The following is a 21648-nucleotide window of genomic DNA, read 5'->3' as shown; positions in this document are numbered from 1 at the left end:
CAATGGACGCTTACGAAGAAGCCGCAGAGTAAACAGACGACAACCAGATCAGCCCCCGCAATGGCCAGGGGCTGATCCATCCTGGGTCATATGCCTTTGCCTGTGGCCCAGGCATTTCAGCGGGGGAGACATGAAGCATTGCATCTTCGAAAATGACCTAGCCTATCTGGCTGAGCCAACCTCTGCTGCCTTCGTGCGAACCCACAACATCGATGTGATCGTGCGCGATAGTAGTGCATTTGCCTCGGCCGAGATGATCAGGGAATTTTATCGTGCCCTGAGCGATCTGACCGGCGACCATTCCTATGTCGTTAATCTGCGTTTGGCTGGTGCGGGGTCTGTAGGAGGACCGCAGTACTGGACCGGAAGAGCGGCTGTTTTCTGGGGCGATTTTTCGGATTGTTGGACGTTGTCCGACGCCGAAAGAACATGGGTCTCACAAGTTCTGAATCTTTCGCCACGGACCGTTCTTGTCGGTGGTGCCGTGCTTTTGCTGGCCCAGATTAGATTGTCGGAAAAAACAGTCGCGGCCATTCACCCCAACTTCGATGCAGCAGCGCGTGAAGCAGGTTTGACCAACTGTGGTACAGGCACATATCTGGCGGCGCGCGGGCGCACGCATAGCGCGACGACACGTCTGAGTACGCTGCGTTTGTTGGCGGATTTTGTTTCGTTGGACCATGGTGAGAACATGGCAGATAACCTGCGCGGGTTTATCGGCCTGTCCGAACCCAAGCGGGACTGCGAAAGCCAGCTTGCCAATCGCTTGATCCATCGTGCGGGCGGGGATCACCTGGTTATGTCAGCGGTTGAGGCAATGCTGAACCATGTCGAAGAGCCACTCAGGATCACGGACCTTTCGAACATGGTTGGCACTTCAACCCGGCAGCTTCAGAGACGGTTTCTGAACAAGACGGGGGCAAAGCTATTGACCACATACCGAGAATTGCGTCTGGAACGTGCGCATAGCCTGCTGCGGTTTACGGATTTGCCACAAATCGAGATTGCCACCGCCACAGGGTTTTCGTCTAAAACGTCACTGAAACGTGCTTTTCGAGACCAGTACAAGACAATGCCGGAAGATATCCGCAGCCTCCGCTTTTCCGGTGGAATGGCGGATCGGGGGCTGGTGAACTGACGGCTCGTGCAGTATGCCGATTAGGGCGCACGCATTTGAAATCTAAATCCGCTGTGTTCGGCGAATCGAAAAAAGCCTGATCAGACCGAATGCAGGGCAGACCGACATTCGGGCTCAGTATGATCCTTTAAGTCTTTGAAACGCAGGTTTCTGCATCCGGATTCTGATTCTGTTCTGCAACATTCTCGTGATTGCTGCAATTCCGTCCCTTTTCTGCCGGAATCGTCACTGATAAACCCTTGGCCATCGGGCAGTGATTTGTTGAGGGGTACGGGCGGTAAAATGAATACCGGGGTAAACGGTCGTGTTGCCATTTCATGGTCGCAGACAGAGATTGATGGACTAGAGGCGGCACCTCTGGCATTTTTAAATGTAGGGTCGGCCTGGTCCTGGCGCGGTCAGGCATCGATGCTAGCAGGCAGCGCTGAAGTTGTCGGGCGTAAAAACGCATTTGCATCAGGTACAATCGGGCGCGTTATTTCTGCCACGACTTTTTCGGATAATGTCGTCGGAACGCTCGAGCTTATGAACGGGGCGCAACGGTTTTCAGCGTTACTGGTCGTTTCCGATGATGATGAAAGCCCGTCGCTGGTGTTTGAAAGCGGCTGTCCTTCACGCGATCAGGAATTCTGGATCAGCGCATATACTCAGATCAAGCATCAGAGTGGTGAAGTTGCAGAGCAGGACGTAACTGTCGTCGCGTTTCATCGCAAGGCCACTCAGTTCCAGTACACTGGTGTCGCGAACCTACGCGCAACTGTAAACGGTGCCACTTTAGCGGACTAAATCCCGTTAGTGGTGCCGTCTTTGAATCGAATTTCAGAAAGTTTCGGTTCCTTCCGTTCGGCATGTTGACTCTGCCAGCGCTGCGGATATAAGCGCGGCTTCACTGGTGTTGGTGGCCCCCGCAAGGGGAGGCCTGTCATGAGGGAAACCTCAAGAGGACAACGCCCTTCATAGTGGCCTATCAGGGCCTCGACCTTAAGAAGGAGATCAGCCGTGACCAAACGCACGTCTGCCAAGTACAAAATCGACCGCCGGATGGGCGAAAACATCTGGGGTCGTCCGAAATCCCCGGTCAACCGTCGTGAATACGGCCCTGGTCAGCACGGTCAGCGCCGGAAAGGCAAACTGTCTGACTTCGGTCTGCAGCTGCGCGCCAAGCAGAAGCTGAAGGGCTACTATGGCGACCTGACCGAAAAGCAGTTCCGCCGCATCTATGCCGAAGCTGTTCGTGTCAACGGCGATACCGGTGAAAACCTGATTGGTCTGCTGGAACGCCGTCTGGACGCCGTCGTCTATCGCGCCAAATTCGTCGCGACCGTGTTCGCCGCGCGTCAGTTCGTGAACCACGGCCACGTCACAGTGAACGGCAAGCGGGTCAACATCCCCAGCTACCGTGTCAAAGAAGGCGACGTCATCGAAGTACGTGACAAGTCCAAGCAACTGGCCGTTGTTCTTGAAGCTGCTGCTCTGGCCGAGCGTGACGTTCCTGATTACATCGACGCCGACCACTCGAAAATGACCGCGACTTTCGTGCGCGCACCGGGTCTGGGCGATGTGCCTTACCCTGTCATGATGGAACCGAACCTGGTTGTCGAATTCTACGCGAAGAACTAATCTTCGCCGAAATCGAAATTCGAAAGGCCGCGCGGTTGCGCGGCCTTTTTCGTTTTAGGGGGCTCTGCCCCCAATCACGATCAGCCGCGATGCCCCCCGAGCAATTTTTTTGGCCAAATAAAGAGCGGATCAGATTGGCAAGGGTCGTCCTTCTGCAATTGCCTCCATCGCGAAATATGAAGTTACGCTGTCCAGCTCGACTTTTTCGATGAGGCGTTGATAGACCTTGTCGTACGAAGCCATATCCTGCGTAACAACCTTGAGCTGATAGTCGTAGTCGCCGCCAATGCGGTGGAAGTCCACGACCTCTGGTATCGTCAGAACATGCCTGCGAAAGGCCTGTAACCACTCGGCCGAGTGGTGCCGCGTACGCAGCATGACGAAGACCACAAGGCTCAGCCCTAGTTTTTCGCGCGCGATTTGCGCCGTCGATCCGATGATGACGCCCTGATCATTCAGGGCCTTCAGCCGACGCCAGCAGGCGTTTTGCGACAGCCCGATGCGGTCGGCCAGTTCACGTTGGGACAGCGTAGCGTCGGTTTGCAGTTCACGCAGCAGGCGGTGGTCAGTATGATCTAGATTTTTGGACATTCCAAATCATATGACACAAGATTTATGAATACCATCTAAAAATATGCATTATATACACAACACATATCAATCATATTTGTTGGGAAACTTCGGAGTCCGTATAATGACACTTTCCCAATTTCGTTCTGACATTGAAGCTGCTGTTCGTAGCGACACGTTGCGCGATGGCTTAATCGGCGAGAATGTAATGATCCCGGGGCTGCGCGGGGACATACCTTTGGTTTACGCGGATTATGTCGCGTCGGGTCGCGCATTGAAGCAGGTCGAGGATTTTGTGGCCGCGCATGTGTTGCCGTTTTATGCCAACAGCCACACCGAGGCGTCTTATTGCGGGGCCTACATGACCCGACTGCGCCGCGAGGCCCGTGCGGAAATCTCCCGGATTGTTGGCGCCGGGGAAAATGATGCGGTGATCTTTACGGGATCGGGCGCTACAGCGGGTCTCAACCGGCTGGTCAATCTGTTGGGGATCGAGGCTGCTGCACGACCAGTGGTAATGATCGGCCCATATGAGCACCATTCGAACATCCTGCCGTGGCGGGAAAGCAAAGCGCTGGTGATTGAAATCCCCGAAGCACCCGAAGGGGGTGTCGATCTGTCGGCTTTAGAGCGTGCCTTGGTTGAAAACGCGGATGCGGATCTGATCGTCGGATCATTTTCGGCCGCTTCGAATGTGACGGGCATAATCACTGATCCCGACCCGGTTACGCGGCTGCTCAAGGCTAATGGCGCTGTAGCGGTTTGGGATTATGCGGGCGGTGGGCCTTATCTGCCAATGGAAATGGGCCCGGCGGATGCGCGCAAGGATGCGATCGTGGTCTCTCCTCATAAATTTGCCGGTGGGCCCGGCGCGTCTGGTGTATTGATCGTCAATCAAAACGTTGTGCAGCGCACATGCCCCAGCTGGCCCGGTGGTGGCACTGTGAGTTTCGTGTCCCCTTGGGGGCATGACTACAGCGCCGATCTTGCAACGCGCGAAGAGGCGGGAACGCCGAATGTCATAGGCGACATCCGTGCCGCGTTGGCTTTCATGGTCAAAGATGCAGTTGGCGCAGACGAAATCGCAAGGCGCGAGGCGCTTTACAACCAGATGGCATTGGAAGGGTGGGGAGATAACCCAGGTCTGACCTTGTTGGGCGCGGACAATCCACATCGGTTGCCGATTTTTTCCTTTCTTGTTCATGACAGTAAAGGTCAGCCGGTGCACCAGCAGTTATTCACCCGGATGCTGAGTGATGTTTATGGCATTCAAGCCCGGGGTGGGTGTGCTTGTGCCGGGCCGTATGCCCATCGGTTGCTGGGTATTGATCGTGCAGCCTCGGAGCAGTTGCATGCGGCGCTTGGTGCTGGAGAAGAGTTGAAAAAACCCGGTTGGGTGCGTCTGAACTTTTCATATCTGATGTCCCAAGAGACTGTCCGCTTCATCATCGACAGCGTCAATGACCTGTCCCGGCGGACCGAAGAGTTTACTCCCTTTTACGACGCCGACCCGGCGACAGCCCGCTTCAAGGCGGCATAAGGGAATTGCCGCTTTTCTCAACGCTTTGAGACGGGTATGAGGGGCTTCTAAATACGGAGCCTCTTATGACCCAGATCACCCCTCAACCCGGCATTATGGACATCGCGCTTTATCAGGGCGGCCAGTCGAAGGTGGCGGGGGTCGACCATGTGATCAAGTTGAGCTCGAACGAAAACCCCTTTGGCCCCAGCCCCAAAGCGATCGAGGCAGTACGGGACAGTGCGGCCACCCTGAATCGGTATCCCAGTACAGATCACGCCAGTCTGCGTAAGGCCATTGGCGAACGCCACGGGCTGGACCCAGCGCGCATTATCTGCGGCGTGGGCAGTGACGAGGTGCTGCAATTCGTGGCACAGGCTTATGCCGGTTCGGGGGATGAGGTTATCTATACCGAACACGGATTTTCGATGTACCCGATCATCGCTCGGATGGCGGGGGCAACTCCGGTGATGGTGCCTGAAACCGATCGTCACGTGGATGTGGACAACATTCTTGCCGCTGTGACTGACCAGACCCGGATCGTGTTCGTGACCAATCCGGGCAATCCGACATCGACCATGATCCCCGAGGCTGATCTTATCCGACTGGCCGAAAGCTTGCCGCAGACTTGTCTGATGGTGATTGATGGCGCCTATGCCGAGTTTGTCGAAGGGTTCGACGGAGGCCGCGCTCTGGTGGATCGGTTCGAGAATGTGATCATGACGCGGACCTTTTCCAAGATCTATGGACTGGGCGGGATGCGGGTCGGTTGGGGCTATGCGGCGCAAGAGATCATTGATGTGCTGAACCGGGTGCGCCAGCCCTTCAACCTGTCGCTGACTGCGTTGGCCGCTGCCGAAGCCGCCATAAAGGACGAAGAGTACCTGACCTTTTGCCACAGCGAAAATGCACGCTTGCGGGTTTGGCTTTCGGCCCAGTTGTCCAAAATCGGCGTATCTTCGGATGCGTCCAGCACCAATTTTATTCTCGCCCGCTTTAAGGATCAGGCCGAGGCCGAAGCGTGCGACGATTACCTCAAGACACAGGGTTTGATCGTGCGCCGCGTCGCGGGATATAACCTGCCAAATGCTCTTCGGATCACGGTTGGGGACGAGGAGGCTTGTCGCCGTGTCGTTGCGGCCATAACCGCTTTCAAAGGGGGCGCCGCATGAGCCAGGTATATGACCGCGTTGCGCTGATCGGTTTGGGCCTGATCGCATCGTCGATGTTCTGGGCGATTAAACGTGCTGGATTGGCCGCCGAAGTAACCGGCTATGCCCGGTCCGAGGCCACGCGCGACACCGCGCGCAAGATTGGCCTATGCGACCGGATCTGTGACACCGCGCAAGAGGCCGTTGAGGGTGCAGACCTTGTGGTTCTGTGCGTGCCTGTTGGCGCGATGGGTGCGGTAGCGCAGGAGATTGCGCCTGCCCTGAAGTCGGGCGCGACCGTGTCAGATGTGGGTTCGGTAAAGCGACACGTCATTCAGGATGTCTCACCTCACATCCCGCAGGATGTTCATTTCATTCCCGCGCATCCGCTGGCCGGGACCGAGCATTCCGGCCCTGAATCCGGATTTGCCGAGCTGTTCGATAATCGGTGGTGCCTTTTGGTGCCGGTAGAGGGCTCGGACCCGGAGGCCGTTGCGCGACTACGCTCGTTGTGGACGGGTTTGGGTTCGAATGTTGATGAGATGGATGCCGATCACCATGATCTGGTTCTTGCAGTGACATCCCATGCGCCACACCTTATCGCCTATACGATGGTCGGCGTAGCGGATGATCTGCGCCGTGTGACCGATAGCGAGGTCATCAAATACTCGGCCGCGGGCTTTCGGGATTTCACCCGGATCGCGGCCTCGGACCCGACTATGTGGCGCGATGTGTTTCTGACTAACAAGGATGCGACGCTAGAGATATTGGGGCGTTTCACCGAAGAACTGTTTGCGCTGCAGCGGGCCATTCGTACAGGTGACGGCGATCAGCTGTTCGATTATTTCACGCGCACACGTGCGATCCGGCGCGGGATCATTGATGCCGGGCAGGATACGGATGCCCCGGATTTCGGTCGCGGGAAAACCAACCCATGAGGCGCGGCTGGAGCGTTCTGTCGATTGGGTGGTTGGTACTTGGTGCCACAATGGGGAATGCAACGCCGTCTGAACACCGGTTGACCCCCGATGACCAACCGGTTCTGGCCTTTGCCGCTCCGGCCGGGATGCAGCCAGAGTTGCAACCGAATACGCTGGTACAGCAGGTGCTGTTCAAAAAGCGTAAGCTGCGCAAAACATCGGTCTGCGGGAATATCGAAATTCAGGGCAAGCCGGTGGGTAATGTTCCCGGCAAGATCAAAGCCTGCGGGATCAAGGAAGCGGTACAGATCACCTCAGTTTCTGGTGTGTCGCTTAGCCGTCCGTCCACCATGGATTGCGGCACAGCAATTGCGCTGAACCAATGGGTCGAGAAAAGCGTGAAGCCCACCTTCAAAAGGCGCGGTCCCGTTGTCGAACTGCAGGTCGCGGCCCACTACGCATGCCGAACGCGCAACAACCGCAAGGGTGCGCGGATATCGGAACACGGTAAGGGCCGGGCCATAGACATATCAGGTTTCAAGATGGCGAATGGCGAGGTTGTGACCGTTCTGAACGGTTGGCGCAAGAACCCGTCAAAGAAGCAACTGACCAAGATCTGGCGCGCCGCCTGCGGGCCGTTCGGAACGGTACTTGGCCCGAATGCGGACCGGTATCACCGGGATCATTTTCACTTGGACACAGCCCGGTATCGCCGTGGCCCGTACTGCCGTTAACGCAGGATCAACCGTGGGGCCGGACCAAGGGGTAGCGGGCCAAGCGCCACATAGCCCTCACGGAAGTTCAACTGCAGATCCAGCGAATCGGGATTGCCCCCCAAGCCAGCCATGAATTTCAGGGCACGTGTCACAGGGTCTACCGCCTGATCGGGCAGGGCCCCTGCGGCGTTGGCCATGGCAACCATCTCACGCCAATTTTCGGCCTTGATCGAAATCTCTCCGGTAGGAATACCCTGATCGTCTACGTCCAGCTCTCCGGCAGCGAACAGGCGCAATGCACCCCATTTCATCTCAGCCAGACGCAGGTCGATCCGGGTGGGCTGAGGTCGGCTTTGTTCCAGTGCAGATCGATCCCACGGTTTGTCAAAGGTGGCGACCATATCCATTTCCAGCGCATCGAATGTCTGGGGCAGTGTGGTGGCGGAATGCATCATGGCGCGCAGATCATCGCCGGGGGAAAAGCCATCGATCCGCGCGCTGATCGCATAGGCTTGAGGATTTTCGGTTTGCTCCATCACCAGACCAAGCGTGGTTCCCGCTGCTAGCAAATCAGCATCATTGGCAACGGACCATGGTCCGGCAGTCAGAGACATTTTCTCTAGCACCAGCGCGACACCAGGTTGCAACTGCAGCTCGGCCTGCAGGTCAGCTGCAACGATGGTCGACGTTTGATCGAAATAGGACAGCAGCTGCGGCGTTTCCGCGAAACGCAGAACCTGTCGACCCGGCCAGATCGCGGGGCTTTGGAATTCGATCCAGTCGGCGCTCCAGGCGGTGCCGTTGACCGGGTCGGCCAGAGCGGGGCTGTTCAGTCGGGTGACGTGGTTGAATGGATAGCCTGCTGTGGCTACGTCCGAAAAATCGGCCAGCCAGCCTCTTTCTTGTTGGTTGTCGAACCAAGTTGTGATCGCGTTGCGCAATCCATATCCGGCGACGAACCAATAGGCGCTCCAGATCGCAGTGATGAAAATGACTACTCGTATTAGCCCGCGCATTGCTAATGGCCCTTTTTCCCGCCTTGAAATTGATGTTTATAGGCGCAAACGGGCAAGGACCAGTGCTATGACGATGTGGGTTTTCGGATATGGGTCGCTGCTGTGGAATCCCGGCTTTCCCGTGTCCCGCAGCGAACGCGCAACCCTGAATGGATATGCGCGGTCTTTCTGCATGAGTTCGATTCATCACCGCGGAACCGAAGAGAAACCCGGCCTTGTTCTGGCGTTGGATGAACAGCGTGACACCCTGTGCAAAGGTCTGGCCCTCGCCGTCGAGGCAGGCCACGAAGAGCGTACCTTGCATGAACTGCGCGAGCGCGAGCTGATCTCGTCGGCCTATGTCGAAAAGATGCTTGATGTGCATTTGGAAACGGACGAGGTCGTAACGGCTGTCACCTATGTTATCGACGCAGATCACGTGCAGTATTGCGGGGGCATGCCGTTGGAAGACCAGGCGCAGATCATTGCCCATGCTGTCGGCGGGCGCGGTCCAAATACCGAATACCTTTATAACACAGCTGAACATCTGACCGAGATTGGTCTGCGTGATCCCGATCTTGAGTGGTTAGCGCAACGGGTGCGAAGCATTACCTCATAAACCCTTGGCGTCACCGGCAGATTTTCGGTAGATTCGCGTCAGAGCAGAAAAGAACCGGGAAAAACGCGCATGGCGCAGGCACAACAGGGCGCGAGACCGCATTTCTCGCAACCCATTCGTCAGATCGTAACGATGCTTGTGGCGATCGGCCTGGCTGGTATGGGCATCTTCATGGCGCTGCCTTACGTTTTGCCGGTTTTCTATGCAAACCCGTATCTGAACGGTTTTATCCTTCTGGTATTTTTCGTCGGCGTAATTGCCTGTTTTTATCAGGTGACACAGTTGATCGGTTCGGTGCGCTGGATCGAGTCCTTCGTTGGTGGCGTTGTTCATGAGGACGCGCGCACGCCTCAGCTTTTGGCACCGCTGGCGTCGCTGCTGCGGGACCGGGGTGCGCGGTCGCAGATCAGTTCCAGTTCGACCCGGTCTATTTTGGATTCGGTGGCCGAACGGGTCGAGGAAGAGCGTGAGATCACGCGTTATATCACCAATGTTCTGATCTATCTTGGGCTTTTGGGAACGTTTTTTGGCTTGGCCACGACGGTCCCCGCTATTGTCGACACGATCCGCAGTCTCAATCCGCAGGATGGCGAAGAAGGTCTGGCCGTGTTCAATCGCCTGATGGTTGGCCTTGAAACCCAACTGCAGGGAATGGGCGTGGCCTTTGGGTCTTCGTTGCTGGGCCTTGCCGGATCGCTGATTGTGGGGTTGCTGGAACTGTTCGCGGGCCACGGGCAGAACCGGTTTTATCGAGAGCTCGAAGAATGGTTGTCCTCGATCACCCGTGTCGGCTTTGCAGCAGGCGATGACGGCAGCAGCACCGAACTGGCGGTTCTGACACCGGTTCTGGATGCAATGTCCGAACAGATGAACGCCCTGCAGGACTTGTTTTCGGCGCAGGAAACCGACCGGGCCGAGCTGTCGGGCAAGCTGGGGCATCTTGTCGGCGCAATCGGAGATATGAACCAGCGTCAGTCTGAGACCGAGAATGTCACCGCTGCGCTGGAACGTGTCGCACTGGGGCAGGACGCTCTGCTGGATCATCTGCGGGAACAGGGGACCAGCGAAGGAATAGACGCAGAAAGCCGCATGCGCCTGCGCTCGATGGATGTTCAGTTGCTGCGTATCCTCGAAGAAATTTCTGCAGGCCGCCAAGAAAGCATGAGCGAGCTGCGCAAGGACATCGAACTGTTGGTCAAAGCTCTTACATTGCCCCGAGGCGCCGTTCGAACCGCTCCGGAAGGAGAGTAATCCATGGCTCTGTCCCGTCGCACAGGTCAGCGGTTTCAGGGGTCGGTCTGGCCGGGTTTCGTGGATGCGATGACCGGGCTGTTGATGGTGCTGACCTTTGTGTTGACCATCTTCATGGTGGTGCAATTCGTGCTGCGCGAGACGATTTCGGGGCAAGAGGATGAACTGACCGCCCTGTCCGGCGAAGTGGCGGCCCTTGCGGGTGCGCTTGGGTTGGAAGAACGGGAAAACAGCCGCCTTCAGGCCCGGTTAGGGGCGCTGAATGCGACCCTGACGCAGGCCGAGGAAGATCTGGCGCAGGCGGAAACCAGGATCACGTCATTCGAAGCACAGGTCGCATCTCTGTTGGCCGATCAGGAGCGGTCGCTGGGGGTTATCGCCTCACTGGAATCTGAGCGTTCGGAATTGCTGAATGAACAAGAGGCCCTGAACCTGGCCCTTGCCCAAAGCCGTGCCGAGGTCGATGCCCAGGCCGAGGCCGCCCGGCTTGATGCTGCCCGCCGCGAAGCGCTTGAAGCGTTGGTGGCGGATCTGGAACAAAATGAGGCCGCGCAGGCCGCATTGGTCACCGAGCTTGAAGGCCAGCTTGACGCCGAAGAGGCCGCGCGCCTGGCCGAAGCTGCGGCTGCCGAAAACCTGCGCAATCGTCTGCAGGACGCGGATGCGGAACTGACCGCTATGACGCTGGCTCTGGAAGCGCAACGCAAGCAAGCCGAAGAAACCCTGACCCTGTTGGCCGCTGCGCAAGCTGCCAAGGCTGAGCTCGAGCGGCAATTTGGTGAACTTGATAGTCAGGAGTTGCAGGCCCAGCTGCAAGCGGCATTGGCCGCCCAAACCGACGCTCTGACAGCGGAGCAGATACAGCGTACATTGGCCGAAGAACGCGCAGCCTTGCTGGCCGTTGCGCGTGAGGCAATCTCTGCCGAGAAAGCCGTTTCAGCAAAGGCGCAGCGTCAGACTGCCTTGCTAAACCAGCAGATGGCAGCCCTGCGCGAGCAGTTGGGTGGATTGCAGGCCTTGCTGGACGATTACGAAGACCGCAACGCCGCCGCTGATATTCGTATTCAAACATTGGGTCAGGATCTGAACGCCGCACTCGCCCGCGCCGCCTCGGAAGAGCGTCGCCGCCGTTTGTTGGAAGAGGCCGAGCGCGCCCGGCTTGAGGCCGAGGCCGAAGCCCTTTCGGGCCAGAACCAAGAACTTACGGCGCAGGCCGAGGATCTTCAGCGATATCGCTCTGAATTTTTCGGCCGGTTGCGCGATGTGCTGGGTAATCAGGAAGGCGTTCGGATCGAAGGCGATCGGTTTGTGTTCTCGTCCGAAGTACTGTTCGATACAGGATCAGCAGTGCTGTCGCCCAAGGGTCAGCTTGAGATCGCCAAGGTGGCCAATATACTGCGCGGTGTCGCGGCTGAAATTCCCGAAGGCCTGAACTGGGTTATTCGCGTGGACGGCCATACCGACAATGTCCCGCTGGCCGGAACTGGCCGCTATCGGGACAACTGGGAGCTTAGCCAGGGACGCGCCTTGTCGGTTGTCCGTTATATGGTCGATGCGCTGGGTATTCCACCGCAACGTCTGGCGGCCAATGGCTTTGGTGAATTCCAACCCTTCAACCCCGCAAACACCCCAGAAGCGCGCGCTCAAAATCGCCGGATCGAATTGAAGCTGACCGAGCGCTAATTGCAGCAAGGAAGGCCCATTGTCAGAGTTGGGTGGTTTTCCGGGCGCCCCTGAGGTTTTCTTTTGAGACAGGTGACACGGCTTAGGCAAGAAAAAAGCCCGGCGTAGAAGCCGGGCTTTGATTTGATGCGCTGCTTTTAATCTGCAGTCAGAAGCGGGGGTTTGTCGCCAGGGATGCGCGGTTGATCGGGGCCAAAAATGTCCAGATCCAGCTCTCCCTTCTTGACCGAGACGCGAACGACACCGCCCTTGGCCAGCTTGCCGAACAGCAGCTCCTCGGCCAGAGGTTTCTTGATGTGTTCCTGAATGACGCGTCCCAATGGGCGTGCGCCCATCTTGTCGTCATAGCCTTTGTCGGCCAGCCATTCGGCGGCTTTTGGCGTCAGGTCGATGGTCACATTGCGGTCCAGTAGCTGTGCTTCAAGCTGCAGCACGAACTTCTCGACCACCTGCAGGATGACCTCTTTCGGCAGCGGCGCGAAGGAAATGACAGCATCCAAACGGTTGCGGAATTCCGGCGTGAACATACGTTCGATCGCGGCGGTATCCTCACCTTCGCGGCGGTCGCGGGCAAAGCCGATGGCCGCCTTTGCCTGTTCTTGCGCCCCTGCATTCGAGGTCATGATCAGCACCACGTTGCGGAAGTTCACCGTGCGACCATTGTGGTCGGTCAGCTCTCCGTGGTCCATCACTTGCAGCAGGATGTTGAACACGTCCGGGTGGGCTTTTTCAATCTCATCCAGCAGCAGAACGCAATGCGGATGCTGGTCGACGCCATCAGTCAGCAAACCGCCTTGGTCGAACCCGACATAGCCCGGAGGCGCACCGATCAGGCGGCTGACCGCGTGTTTCTCCATGTATTCCGACATATCAAAACGCAGCAGTTCCACTCCCAGCGTATCCGCCAGCTGTTTCGCGACCTCGGTCTTTCCCACACCGGTTGGGCCAGCAAACAGATAGTTGCCGATGGGCTTTTCCGGCTCGCGCAGACCGGCGCGCGCCAGTTTGATGGCGCTGGACAGCGCCTCAATCGCCACGTCTTGTCCGAAGACCACCCGTTTGAGCGACTTTTCAAGGTCTTTCAGAACCTCGGCATCGTCCTTGGTGACATTCTTGGGTGGAATGCGGGCGATCTTGGCAACAACGGCCTCAATCTCTTTGACGCCGATGGTTTTGCGACGCTTGCTTTCAGCAACCAGATGCTGGGCCGCACCGGCTTCGTCAATCACGTCGATCGCCTTGTCGGGCAGCTTGCGGTCATTGATGTAGCGTGCTGACAACTCGACCGCGGTTTTAATCGCGTCGGCTGTATATTTGATCTCGTGATGCTTTTCGAAATAGGGCTTCAGACCGCGCAGGATTTTTACGCTGTCCTCGACCGAAGGTTCGTTCACGTCAATCTTCTGGAACCGGCGGCTGAGCGCGCGATCCTTTTCGAAATGCTGGCGAAACTCTTTGTAGGTGGTCGAACCCATAGTGCGCAGTTTTCCACCCTGAAGGGCCGGTTTCAGCAGGTTCGAGGCATCCATTGCCCCGCCCGAGGTGGCACCGGCACCGATGACGGTGTGGATTTCATCAATGAACAGAACCGCGTCTGGGTGATCCTCAAGCTCGGTCACGACCGCTTTCAGGCGTTCTTCGAAATCACCGCGATAGCGGGTGCCCGCCAGCAATGCACCCATATCCAGCGAATAGATGGTGGTTTCTGACAGGACATCGGGGGCCTCGCCAGAGATGATCTTAAATGCCAGTCCCTCTGCGATTGCGGTTTTGCCAACGCCCGGATCACCGACCAGAAGCGGGTTGTTCTTGCGCCGGCGGCATAGCACCTGAATGCAGCGCTCAACCTCATCGGCACGACCGATCAGCGGGTCGATATCGCCCGCGCGCGATTTCGCGTTCAGGTCGATGCAGTATTTCCCCAGCGCGCTTTCTTTTTGCTCGCCATCGGCGGTGCTGGCCGGAGTTTCCTCTTCTGCCTGATCCGCGCCCGATACCGAACGGCTTTCGCCGTAGGCCGGGTCCTTGGCCACACCATGGGCGATGAAATTCACCGCATCGTACCGGGTCATATCCTGTTCCTGCAGGAAATAGGCTGCGTTGCTTTCGCGTTCGGCAAAGATCGCGACCAGAACATTCGCCCCGGTCACTTCGGTCCGGCCCGAACTTTGAACATGGATCGCAGCGCGCTGGATCACACGTTGGAAAGCGGCTGTCGGTACAGCCTCGGACCCGTCAATATCGGTGACAAGGTTCGATAGGTCTTCGTCGATGAATTCCACCAGAGTGCTGCGCAATTCGTCAAGATCGACGCTGCAGGCTTTCATCACGCGGATCGCATCGGGCTCTTCCAACAATGCCAGAAGCAGATGCTCCAGCGTTGCGAATTCATGTCGCCGTTCATTCGCAGCCGCCAGGGCCGCGTGGATGGCTTGTTCTAGTGTGCTCGAGAATGAAGGCACGCGGGTGCTCCTCTGTCTTGGGTCAGAAGGGGGCGGGCTGAAGGCCGGATCCCCATCCCAACCATGTCCTCATACTATTAGAGTTTGGTTGATCAGAGCCCGGCTTCAAGGGTTTTCTTGCTCTTGACAGTCACATTTGTTGTGACCGTGGCTGTGAAGTAGGTGAAATAGGTATCAAAACCGATCTTTTCTAGCCCTGATTTCAGCAAAAATTTTGGCTGGTTCGGCGCCTGCCATACCCAGATGCGCCTGAATCGCCGGGTCAGCGGCGCGCAGGAAGGGGTTAGTGGCCTTTTCCAGCGCCAGAGTGGAGGGAACTGTAGGCTGTTGTGCGGCTCGGGTGCTGTCAATTTCTGCGACGCGTTTCTGCAGCGCAGAATTTCCTGGATCGACGGTGAGAGCGAATTTGGCATTGGACTGCGTGTATTCGTGCCCTGAACAAACCAGCGTGTCATCCGGCAAGGCGCTCAGTTTACACAGCGATTCCCACATCTGCGGTGCGGTGCCTTCAAACAGGCGTCCACAACCCATTGCCATCAGGCTGTCGGCGGTAAAGACCACCGCGCTTTGCGGCATGTGAAAGGCGATGTGACCAAGAGTATGCCCCGAAACGTCCAGAACAAGGACGGGTTCCCCGCCGATTTCAAAACTGTCGCCGTCATTGACCTGTTGATCCAAAGGTGGCAGGCGATGTGCGTCGGCTGCCGCGCCGATCACCGTCGCCGGGTGCTGTTCCAAAATGGCCGGCAACCCGTCTACGTGGTCGAAATGGTGATGCGTGAGCAACACATGAGACAAGCCCCAGCCACGTCGTTCCAGTTCTGACAGAATCGGTTCGCTTTCGGGCGCGTCGATTAATGCGGTGTTGCCGCTAACCGCGTCATGCGCCAGAAATGCGTAGTTATCACTGAGACATGGGATGGTGACGATCTCAAGAGGCATGGCCTTTTGCCCTTTCGTTGCTAGACTGCGCTCAGCTAATCCGATTGGCCAGGTGTCCGCAATGCATCTTGATGTGCAGGATCTGAGGAATTTCTACTACCGCAGCACTCTTGGTCGTGCAGCGCAGGCGGCCATTCGTGGGCGAATGATTGATCTGTGGCCCGAGGCCAAAGGTCAAACCGTCGTAGGGTTTGGCTTTGCTGTGCCGTTGTTGCGGCCCTACCTGAAAGATGCGCGCCGCGTCATCGGGCTGATGCCCGGGCCGCAGGGGGTGATGCCCTGGCCTGCTGGAATGGCCAACGTATCTGTTTTGACGGAAGAGACCTTGTGGCCGATTGAAACGGGCCATGTGGACAAGCTGGTGGTGATGCATGGACTTGAAACGTCACAACGTCCCGCCGAATTGCTGGCGGAATGCTGGCGTGTGCTTGGTCCCGGTGGACGGGCGCTTTTTATCGTACCGAACCGTGCGGGGCTGTGGTCACGGACCGATCGAACGCCATTTGGATTCGGGCGCCCTTATTCTGCCTCGCAGTTGGAAAGCCAGCTAAGGGCGCATCACTTTATGACGGATAACTATTGTTCCGCCTTGTATTTGCCTCCGTCCTTCCGTCGGTTCTGGTTGAAATCCGGCAGCCTGATAGAGAAAACTGGCCAGCGTTTGCCGACGATCATGGCAGGCGGCGTTCTGATGGTTGAGGCGACAAAGCAAATCAGACCGCCCAGCGGAACCGTCACCAAAGCGACAGGGCGCCGTCAGATCAAGGCGCTGGATGGCCTGCTCAAGCCAGCCTAGCGCAACGCCGGTACTAGCTTCCATCATAAGGCCGAAACACGCGAAAATGGCTGCAGGAATCGCAAAACCTTGCGGTTTGGTAACATTTTTCACCCTCATCAGCCGTATAAAAGGGTCGCACCCAAGCTAAGTATCTGAAATAGAACGCTTTGTGGATAAGGTGCCCATGGTGATAATATGTTGCTAGCTGGGTTTACCTCTGCTACATCCCCGTTGATTTTGATCCCCGGCCTTATGGACGGGGTTTCTTCACGCCCCCGGGTAGCTGCCGCAACGCGAATTCGGGGCCCAAAATATCGGAAGGGTGGACGTGTCCGAACCAGCTTCGATTTCCACAGGCATCGCCGAGCGCTATGCCACAGCGATTTTTGAGATCGCTAAAGAGAATAAAGACCTGGCAGGTCTGGAAACCGGAATCAACGATCTGGCAGCAGCATTGGGTGACAGTGCCGATCTGCGCGACCTGATCGCCTCGCCTCTGGTTTCGCGCGCTGAACAAGAAGGCGCGATTACAGCGATTGCCGACAAGATGGGTCTGAACGCCATCCTGCGCAACACGCTGGGTCTGATGGCGCAGAAACGCCGTCTGTTCGTTGTGCCGCAACTGGTGCAGGTTCTGCGCGACATGCTGGCCGAAGAGCGTGGCGAAGTGACCGCCGATGTCGCCTCGGCCAAGGCGCTGACTAAGACACAGATGGATAAACTGTCCAAAACGCTGTCCGAGCGTGTGGGCAAGACCGTGACAATAAATGCGACCGTTGATGAAAGCCTCATCGGCGGTCTTGTCGTTAAAGTGGGCTCGAAGATGATCGACAGCTCGATCCGCTCCAAGCTCAACTCCCTACAGAATGCAATGAAAGAGGTCGGATAAATGGGAATCCAAGCTGCAGAGATTTCTGCAATCCTGAAGGACCAGATCAAGAATTTTGGTCAGGAAGCCGAAGTGGCCGAAATCGGTCGCGTGCTGAGCGTCGGTGACGGGATTGCCCGTGTATACGGCCTGGACAATGTGCAAGCCGGTGAGATGGTCGAATTCCCCGGTGGCATCATGGGCATGGCGCTGAACCTGGAAAGCGACAACGTCGGTGTTGTTATCTTTGGTTCTGACCGTGACATCAAAGAAGGTGACACTGTTAAGCGCACCAACTCGATCGTGGACGTGCCAATCGGCAACGGTCTGCTGGGTCGTGTTGTTGACGGCCTGGGCAACCCGCTGGACGGCAAGGGCCCGATCGAATCCACCGAGCGCGGCGTTGCAGACGTCAAAGCGCCGGGCATCATCCCGCGTAAATCGGTTCACGAGCCGATGGCAACCGGCCTGAAATCGGTCGATGCGATGATCCCGATTGGCCGTGGCCAGCGTGAGCTGATCATTGGCGACCGTCAGACCGGTAAAACTGCCGTTGCTCTGGACGCAATCCTGAACCAGAAAGTGTACAACGAAGCAGCGGGCGACGATGAGTCCAAGAAGCTGTACTGCGTTTACGTGGCCATCGGCCAAAAGCGTTCGACTGTTGCTCAGCTGGTGAAGAAACTGGAAGAATCCGGTGCGATTGAATATTCGATCGTTGTGGCCGCAACCGCGTCCGATCCGGCGCCGATGCAGTTCCTGGCACCCTATGCCGCGACCGCGATGGCTGAGTTCTTCCGTGACAATGGCCGCCACGCGCTGATCATCTATGATGACCTGTCGAAACAGGCCGTGTCCTATCGTCAGATGTCGCTGCTGCTGCGTCGTCCGCCCGGACGTGAAGCCTATCCTGGCGACGTTTTCTACCTCCACTCCCGCCTGCTGGAGCGTTCGGCGAAGTTGAACGAAGATTTTGGCGCGGGCTCGCTGACGGCTCTGCCGGTTATCGAAACCCAGGGTGGCGACGTTTCGGCGTTTATTCCGACCAACGTGATCTCGATCACCGACGGCCAGATCTTCCTGGAAACCGAGCTGTTCTATCAGGGTATCCGTCCTGCTGTGAACACCGGTCTGTCGGTTTCGCGTGTGGGCTCCTCGGCTCAAACCAACTCGATGAAGTCGGTTGCCGGCCCGGTTAAGCTGGAACTGGCTCAGTACCGTGAAATGGCTGCCTTCGCGCAGTTCGGTTCCGACCTTGACGCCGCAACCCAGCAGCTGCTGAACCGTGGTGCGCGTCTGACCGAGCTGATGAAACAGCCGCAGTACTCACCGCTGACCAACGCTGAAATCGTTTGCGTCATCTTCGCCGGAACCAACGGTTACCTCGACAAGATCGACGTATCCGAAGTTGGCCGCTATGAAGCTGGTCTGCTAGCGCATCTGCGTGGCAAGCACGCGGATCTGCTTCAGTGGATCACGGACGAAGATCCCAAGATCAAGGGTGATGCTTCCGACAAGATCAAGGCTGCGCTGGACGAATACGCCGCAACCTTCGCTTAAGGGAGAGGCGGGCACATGCCAAATCTTAAGGATCTAAAAAACAGGATCGAGTCGGTCAAATCGACCCGCAAGATCACCAAGGCCATGCAGATGGTCGCGGCCGCAAAACTGCGCCGCGCCCAGGAATCTGCCGAAGCCTCGCGCCCCTATGCCGCACGGTTCAATGCCGTGATGGCGGGGCTGGCGGCATCGGTCGGGGGCAGCGACAGCGCCCCCAAGCTGCTCCGTGGTACGGGCAGTGATGATGTCCATCTGCTGGTTGTCATGACAGCTGAACGCGGCCTGTGTGGCGGCTTCAACTCGAACATCGCCAAGCTGGCCCGCGCCAAAGCTTACGAGCTGAAGGCAAAAGGCAAGACGGTCAAAATTCTGACCGTTGGCAAAAAAGGTCGTGATGCAATCAAGCGCGACTTTGGCGACCTGTTCGTGGGCCATGTCGATCTGAGCGAGGTCAAACGTCTGGGGTATACCAACGCGCAGGACATCGCAAAAGACGTCCTGTCCCGTTTCGACGCGGGTGAGTTCGACGTAGCCACGATCTTCTACTCGAAGTTCGTCAACGTCGTAAGCCAGACCCCGACGGCACAGCAGATCATCCCTGCCTCGTTCGAGGATGTCGAAGGGGACGACAGCGGCGCGGTCTTTGATTACGAGCCCAGCGAAGAGGCCATCCTGGCCGATCTGCTGCCCAAGGCGGTTGCGACTGCGATCTTCTCGGGACTGCTCGAAAACGGGGCCTCGGAACAGGGTGCACGGATGTCCGCGATGGACAACGCGACACGCAACGCGGGTGAGATGATCGACAAGCTGACGATCCAGTTCAACCGTTCGCGTCAGGCCGTGATCACCAACGAGCTGATTGAAATTATTTCCGGCGCCGAAGCGCTGTAGAGACAAACCGGAGACGAAACATGGCGAATGCAAAAGGCAAAGTCACTCAGATTATCGGGGCCGTCGTCGACGTGCAGTTCGATGACGCACTGCCTGAAATTCTGAACGCGCTGGACACCACCAACAACGGCAAGAAGCTGGTTTTGGAAGTGGCACAGCACCTGGGCGAAAACACTGTCCGCACCATTGCGATGGACGCGACAGAAGGTCTTGTACGTGGTGCCGAAGTCACGGACACCGGCGCACCCATCGCGGTTCCGGTCGGCAACGCCACCCTGGGCCGTATCCTGAACGTTGTGGGCGAGCCCATCGACGAAAAAGGTCCCGTGGAAACCACCGAAACGCGCTCCATCCACCAGGACGCGCCGGATTTCGCGGATCAGGCCACTGAATCCGAAGTTCTGGTGACCGGCATCAAGGTTGTTGACCTGCTGGCCCCTTACGCCAAAGGCGGTAAGATCGGCCTGTTCGGCGGCGCCGGTGTTGGCAAAACCGTTCTGATCATGGAACTGATCAACAACATCGCCAAAGTGCACTCTGGCGTGTCCGTGTTCGCCGGTGTTGGTGAGCGGACCCGTGAAGGCAACGACCTGTATCACGAGATGATTGAATCCGGCGTTATCGTTCCCGACAAGCTGGAAGATTCGAAAATCGCGCTGGTTTACGGCCAGATGAACGAGCCTCCGGGAGCCCGTATGCGGATCGCTCTGTCGGGTCTGACCCTGGCGGAACAGTTCCGTGATGCAACCGGTGCCGACGTTCTGTTCTTTGTCGACAACATCTTCCGCTTTACGCAGGCGGGTTCCGAGGTTTCGGCTCTGCTGGGTCGTATTCCTTCGGCGGTGGGCTATCAGCCGACACTGGCGACCGACATGGGCGCGATGCAGGAACGCATCACCTCGACCAAATCCGGGTCGATCACCTCGGTTCAGGCCGTATATGTTCCTGCGGATGACTTGACCGACCCTGCGCCGGCCACCTCGTTCGCACACTTGGATGCGACCACCGTTCTGAACCGTGCGATTTCAGAAAAGGGTATCTACCCTGCCGTTGACCCGCTCGACTCGACCTCGCGTCTTCTCGACCCGGCCATCGTCGGTGAAGAGCATTATACCGTTGCGACTGACGTTCAGCAGATCCTCCAGCGCTATAAGTCGCTGCAGGACATCATCGCGATCCTCGGCATGGACGAACTGTCGGAAGAAGACAAACTGACCGTGGCCCGTGCCCGTAAGATTGAACGCTTCCTGTCGCAGCCGTTTGACGTGGCCGAAGTCTTCACTGGCTCGCCTGGTGTTCAGGTTCCTCTGGATGTCACCATCGCGTCGTTCAAGGCCGTTGTGGCCGGCGAATACGATCACCTGCCCGAGGCAGCCTTCCTGATGGTTGGCGGCATCGATGAAGTGATCGCCAAAGCGGAAAAGATGGCCGCAGAAGCCGCCTAAGGAGCACACCTGATGGCAAACACGATGCACTTTGACCTCGTCAGCCCCGAGCGGAGCCTTGCTTCGCTCGCGGTGACTGCGGTCCAGCTTCCCGGCGCGGACGGGGACATGACGGCGATGCCCGATCATGCCCCCACCATCACCACGTTGCGCCCCGGTCTGCTAAAGGTCGAGGCACCCGAAGGGTCCAGCGAATACCTGGTCACCGGCGGGTTTGCCCAGATCAATGGCGACAGCATGTCGGTTCTGGCCGAAAAGGCCATTCCGGTCTCTGAAGTGACCCGCGCGCATCTGGACGATCTGATCGCCGAGGCACGTGCGTCGCATGACGCGGCCAAAGGCGGCGACGATCAATCAGTCGTCGACGATGCGGCCAAGCTGCTGGCCGATATGGAAGCTCTTGGGACACATATGAGCCTGTAAGTTTCAGGACATGTAGATTTAGAAACGGCCCTGCCTGTGCGGGGCCGTTTTTTTGTGGTGATTTTGGATGAAGGGCGGTCTAAGGTTCCGTAATTCT

General features: G+C 57.5%; 20 protein-coding genes. 16 read left to right on the top strand and 4 right to left on the bottom strand.

Annotated elements, in window-relative coordinates; all coding sequences use genetic code 11:
• Positions 1-130 precede the first annotated feature (130 nt).
• The 3 genes from AC2FFB_RS11255 to rpsD all read left to right on the top strand — a co-directional run bounded on the left by AC2FFB_RS11255 (position 131) and on the right by rpsD (position 2758).
• A complete protein-coding gene (locus AC2FFB_RS11255) occupies positions 131-1138 on the top strand; it encodes a helix-turn-helix domain-containing protein (protein ID WP_496689488.1) in 1008 nt (335 codons plus the stop codon).
• Between the two features lie 282 nt (positions 1139-1420).
• Positions 1421-1924 carry a hypothetical protein gene (locus AC2FFB_RS11250; protein ID WP_496874908.1) on the top strand — a complete coding sequence of 168 codons (504 nt, stop codon included), beginning with the start codon at positions 1421-1423 and terminating at the stop codon, positions 1922-1924.
• 213 nt (positions 1925-2137) lie between these two features.
• Positions 2138-2758: a 30S ribosomal protein S4 gene (gene rpsD / locus AC2FFB_RS11245; protein WP_058279997.1), complete on the top strand. Its 621-nt coding sequence runs from the start codon at positions 2138-2140 to the stop codon at positions 2756-2758.
• Positions 2759-2887: 129 nt separating this feature from the next.
• Here rpsD and AC2FFB_RS11240 read toward each other — a convergent pair whose 3' ends face one another.
• On the bottom strand, positions 2888-3349 hold the full coding sequence (locus AC2FFB_RS11240) for an Lrp/AsnC family transcriptional regulator (RefSeq protein WP_496874907.1): 462 nt from the start codon (positions 3347-3349) through the stop codon (positions 2888-2890).
• 103 nt (positions 3350-3452) lie between these two features.
• Here AC2FFB_RS11240 and AC2FFB_RS11235 point away from each other — a divergent pair, with 103 nt between their 5' ends.
• The 4 genes from AC2FFB_RS11235 (at position 3453) to AC2FFB_RS11220 (ending at position 7652) form a co-directional block, all read left to right on the top strand.
• Positions 3453-4868, top strand: coding sequence for an aminotransferase class V-fold PLP-dependent enzyme (locus AC2FFB_RS11235; RefSeq protein ID WP_282027584.1), 1416 nt, complete (start codon positions 3453-3455; stop codon positions 4866-4868).
• Positions 4869-4933: 65 nt separating this feature from the next.
• Positions 4934-6019, top strand: a complete 1086-nt coding sequence (gene hisC / locus AC2FFB_RS11230; protein ID WP_496677614.1) for a histidinol-phosphate transaminase — start codon at positions 4934-4936, stop codon at positions 6017-6019.
• Positions 6016-6936 carry a prephenate/arogenate dehydrogenase family protein gene (locus AC2FFB_RS11225; protein WP_496677616.1) on the top strand — a complete coding sequence of 307 codons (921 nt, stop codon included), beginning with the start codon at positions 6016-6018 and terminating at the stop codon, positions 6934-6936. Before hisC ends, AC2FFB_RS11225 begins: the two co-directional genes overlap by 4 nt.
• The gene (locus tag AC2FFB_RS11220; RefSeq protein WP_496874906.1) at positions 6933-7652 is read left to right on the top strand and encodes an extensin-like domain-containing protein; all 720 of its coding nucleotides are present in this window, start codon (positions 6933-6935) and stop codon (positions 7650-7652) included. Before AC2FFB_RS11225 ends, AC2FFB_RS11220 begins: the two co-directional genes overlap by 4 nt.
• Here the strand turns inward: AC2FFB_RS11220 and AC2FFB_RS11215 are convergent.
• A complete protein-coding gene (locus AC2FFB_RS11215) occupies positions 7649-8650 on the bottom strand; it encodes a DUF2125 domain-containing protein (RefSeq protein WP_142636475.1) in 1002 nt (333 codons plus the stop codon). The two genes, AC2FFB_RS11220 and AC2FFB_RS11215, sit on opposite strands and share 4 nt — an antisense overlap.
• Before the next feature lie 67 nt (positions 8651-8717).
• Between AC2FFB_RS11215 and AC2FFB_RS11210 the strand changes: the two genes are divergently transcribed.
• The 3 genes from AC2FFB_RS11210 to AC2FFB_RS11200 all read left to right on the top strand — a co-directional run bounded on the left by AC2FFB_RS11210 (position 8718) and on the right by AC2FFB_RS11200 (position 12182).
• Positions 8718-9248, top strand: a complete 531-nt coding sequence (locus AC2FFB_RS11210; protein WP_142636477.1) for a gamma-glutamylcyclotransferase — start codon at positions 8718-8720, stop codon at positions 9246-9248.
• Between the two features lie 69 nt (positions 9249-9317).
• The gene (locus tag AC2FFB_RS11205) at positions 9318-10499 is read left to right on the top strand and encodes a biopolymer transporter ExbB (RefSeq protein ID WP_282021534.1); all 1182 of its coding nucleotides are present in this window, start codon (positions 9318-9320) and stop codon (positions 10497-10499) included.
• Between the two features lie 3 nt (positions 10500-10502).
• Positions 10503-12182: a peptidoglycan -binding protein gene (locus AC2FFB_RS11200; protein WP_271949158.1), complete on the top strand. Its 1680-nt coding sequence runs from the start codon at positions 10503-10505 to the stop codon at positions 12180-12182.
• Positions 12183-12319: 137 nt separating this feature from the next.
• Here AC2FFB_RS11200 and clpA read toward each other — a convergent pair whose 3' ends face one another.
• Positions 12320-14644: an ATP-dependent Clp protease ATP-binding subunit ClpA gene (clpA, locus tag AC2FFB_RS11195; protein ID WP_142636483.1), complete on the bottom strand. Its 2325-nt coding sequence runs from the start codon at positions 14642-14644 to the stop codon at positions 12320-12322.
• A gap of 174 nt (positions 14645-14818) precedes the next feature.
• Positions 14819-15586, bottom strand: coding sequence for a hydroxyacylglutathione hydrolase (gene gloB, locus AC2FFB_RS11190; protein WP_496712657.1), 768 nt, complete (start codon positions 15584-15586; stop codon positions 14819-14821).
• 61 nt (positions 15587-15647) lie between these two features.
• Here gloB and AC2FFB_RS11185 point away from each other — a divergent pair, with 61 nt between their 5' ends.
• The 6 genes from AC2FFB_RS11185 to AC2FFB_RS11160 all read left to right on the top strand — a co-directional run bounded on the left by AC2FFB_RS11185 (position 15648) and on the right by AC2FFB_RS11160 (position 21551).
• On the top strand, positions 15648-16382 hold the full coding sequence (locus AC2FFB_RS11185; RefSeq protein ID WP_281994985.1) for a class I SAM-dependent methyltransferase: 735 nt from the start codon (positions 15648-15650) through the stop codon (positions 16380-16382).
• 310 nt (positions 16383-16692) lie between these two features.
• Positions 16693-17253, top strand: coding sequence for a F0F1 ATP synthase subunit delta (locus AC2FFB_RS11180; protein WP_142636489.1), 561 nt, complete (start codon positions 16693-16695; stop codon positions 17251-17253).
• A complete protein-coding gene (atpA, locus tag AC2FFB_RS11175; protein ID WP_282027582.1) occupies positions 17254-18792 on the top strand; it encodes a F0F1 ATP synthase subunit alpha in 1539 nt (512 codons plus the stop codon).
• Between the two features lie 15 nt (positions 18793-18807).
• Positions 18808-19683, top strand: coding sequence for a F0F1 ATP synthase subunit gamma (locus AC2FFB_RS11170; protein WP_496691024.1), 876 nt, complete (start codon positions 18808-18810; stop codon positions 19681-19683).
• 20 nt (positions 19684-19703) lie between these two features.
• The gene (gene atpD, locus AC2FFB_RS11165; protein ID WP_142636495.1) at positions 19704-21128 is read left to right on the top strand and encodes a F0F1 ATP synthase subunit beta; all 1425 of its coding nucleotides are present in this window, start codon (positions 19704-19706) and stop codon (positions 21126-21128) included.
• 12 nt (positions 21129-21140) lie between these two features.
• Entirely contained in the window at positions 21141-21551 is a 411-nt protein-coding gene (locus AC2FFB_RS11160) for a F0F1 ATP synthase subunit epsilon (protein ID WP_142636498.1), read from the top strand.
• Positions 21552-21648: the final 97 nt, after the last annotated feature.

The sequence above is a fragment of the Ruegeria sp. YTSA219 genome, from assembly GCF_059609985.1.
Note: the sequence above shows the minus strand (reverse complement) of the source record. Positions and strands in the feature narration are given on the sequence as shown.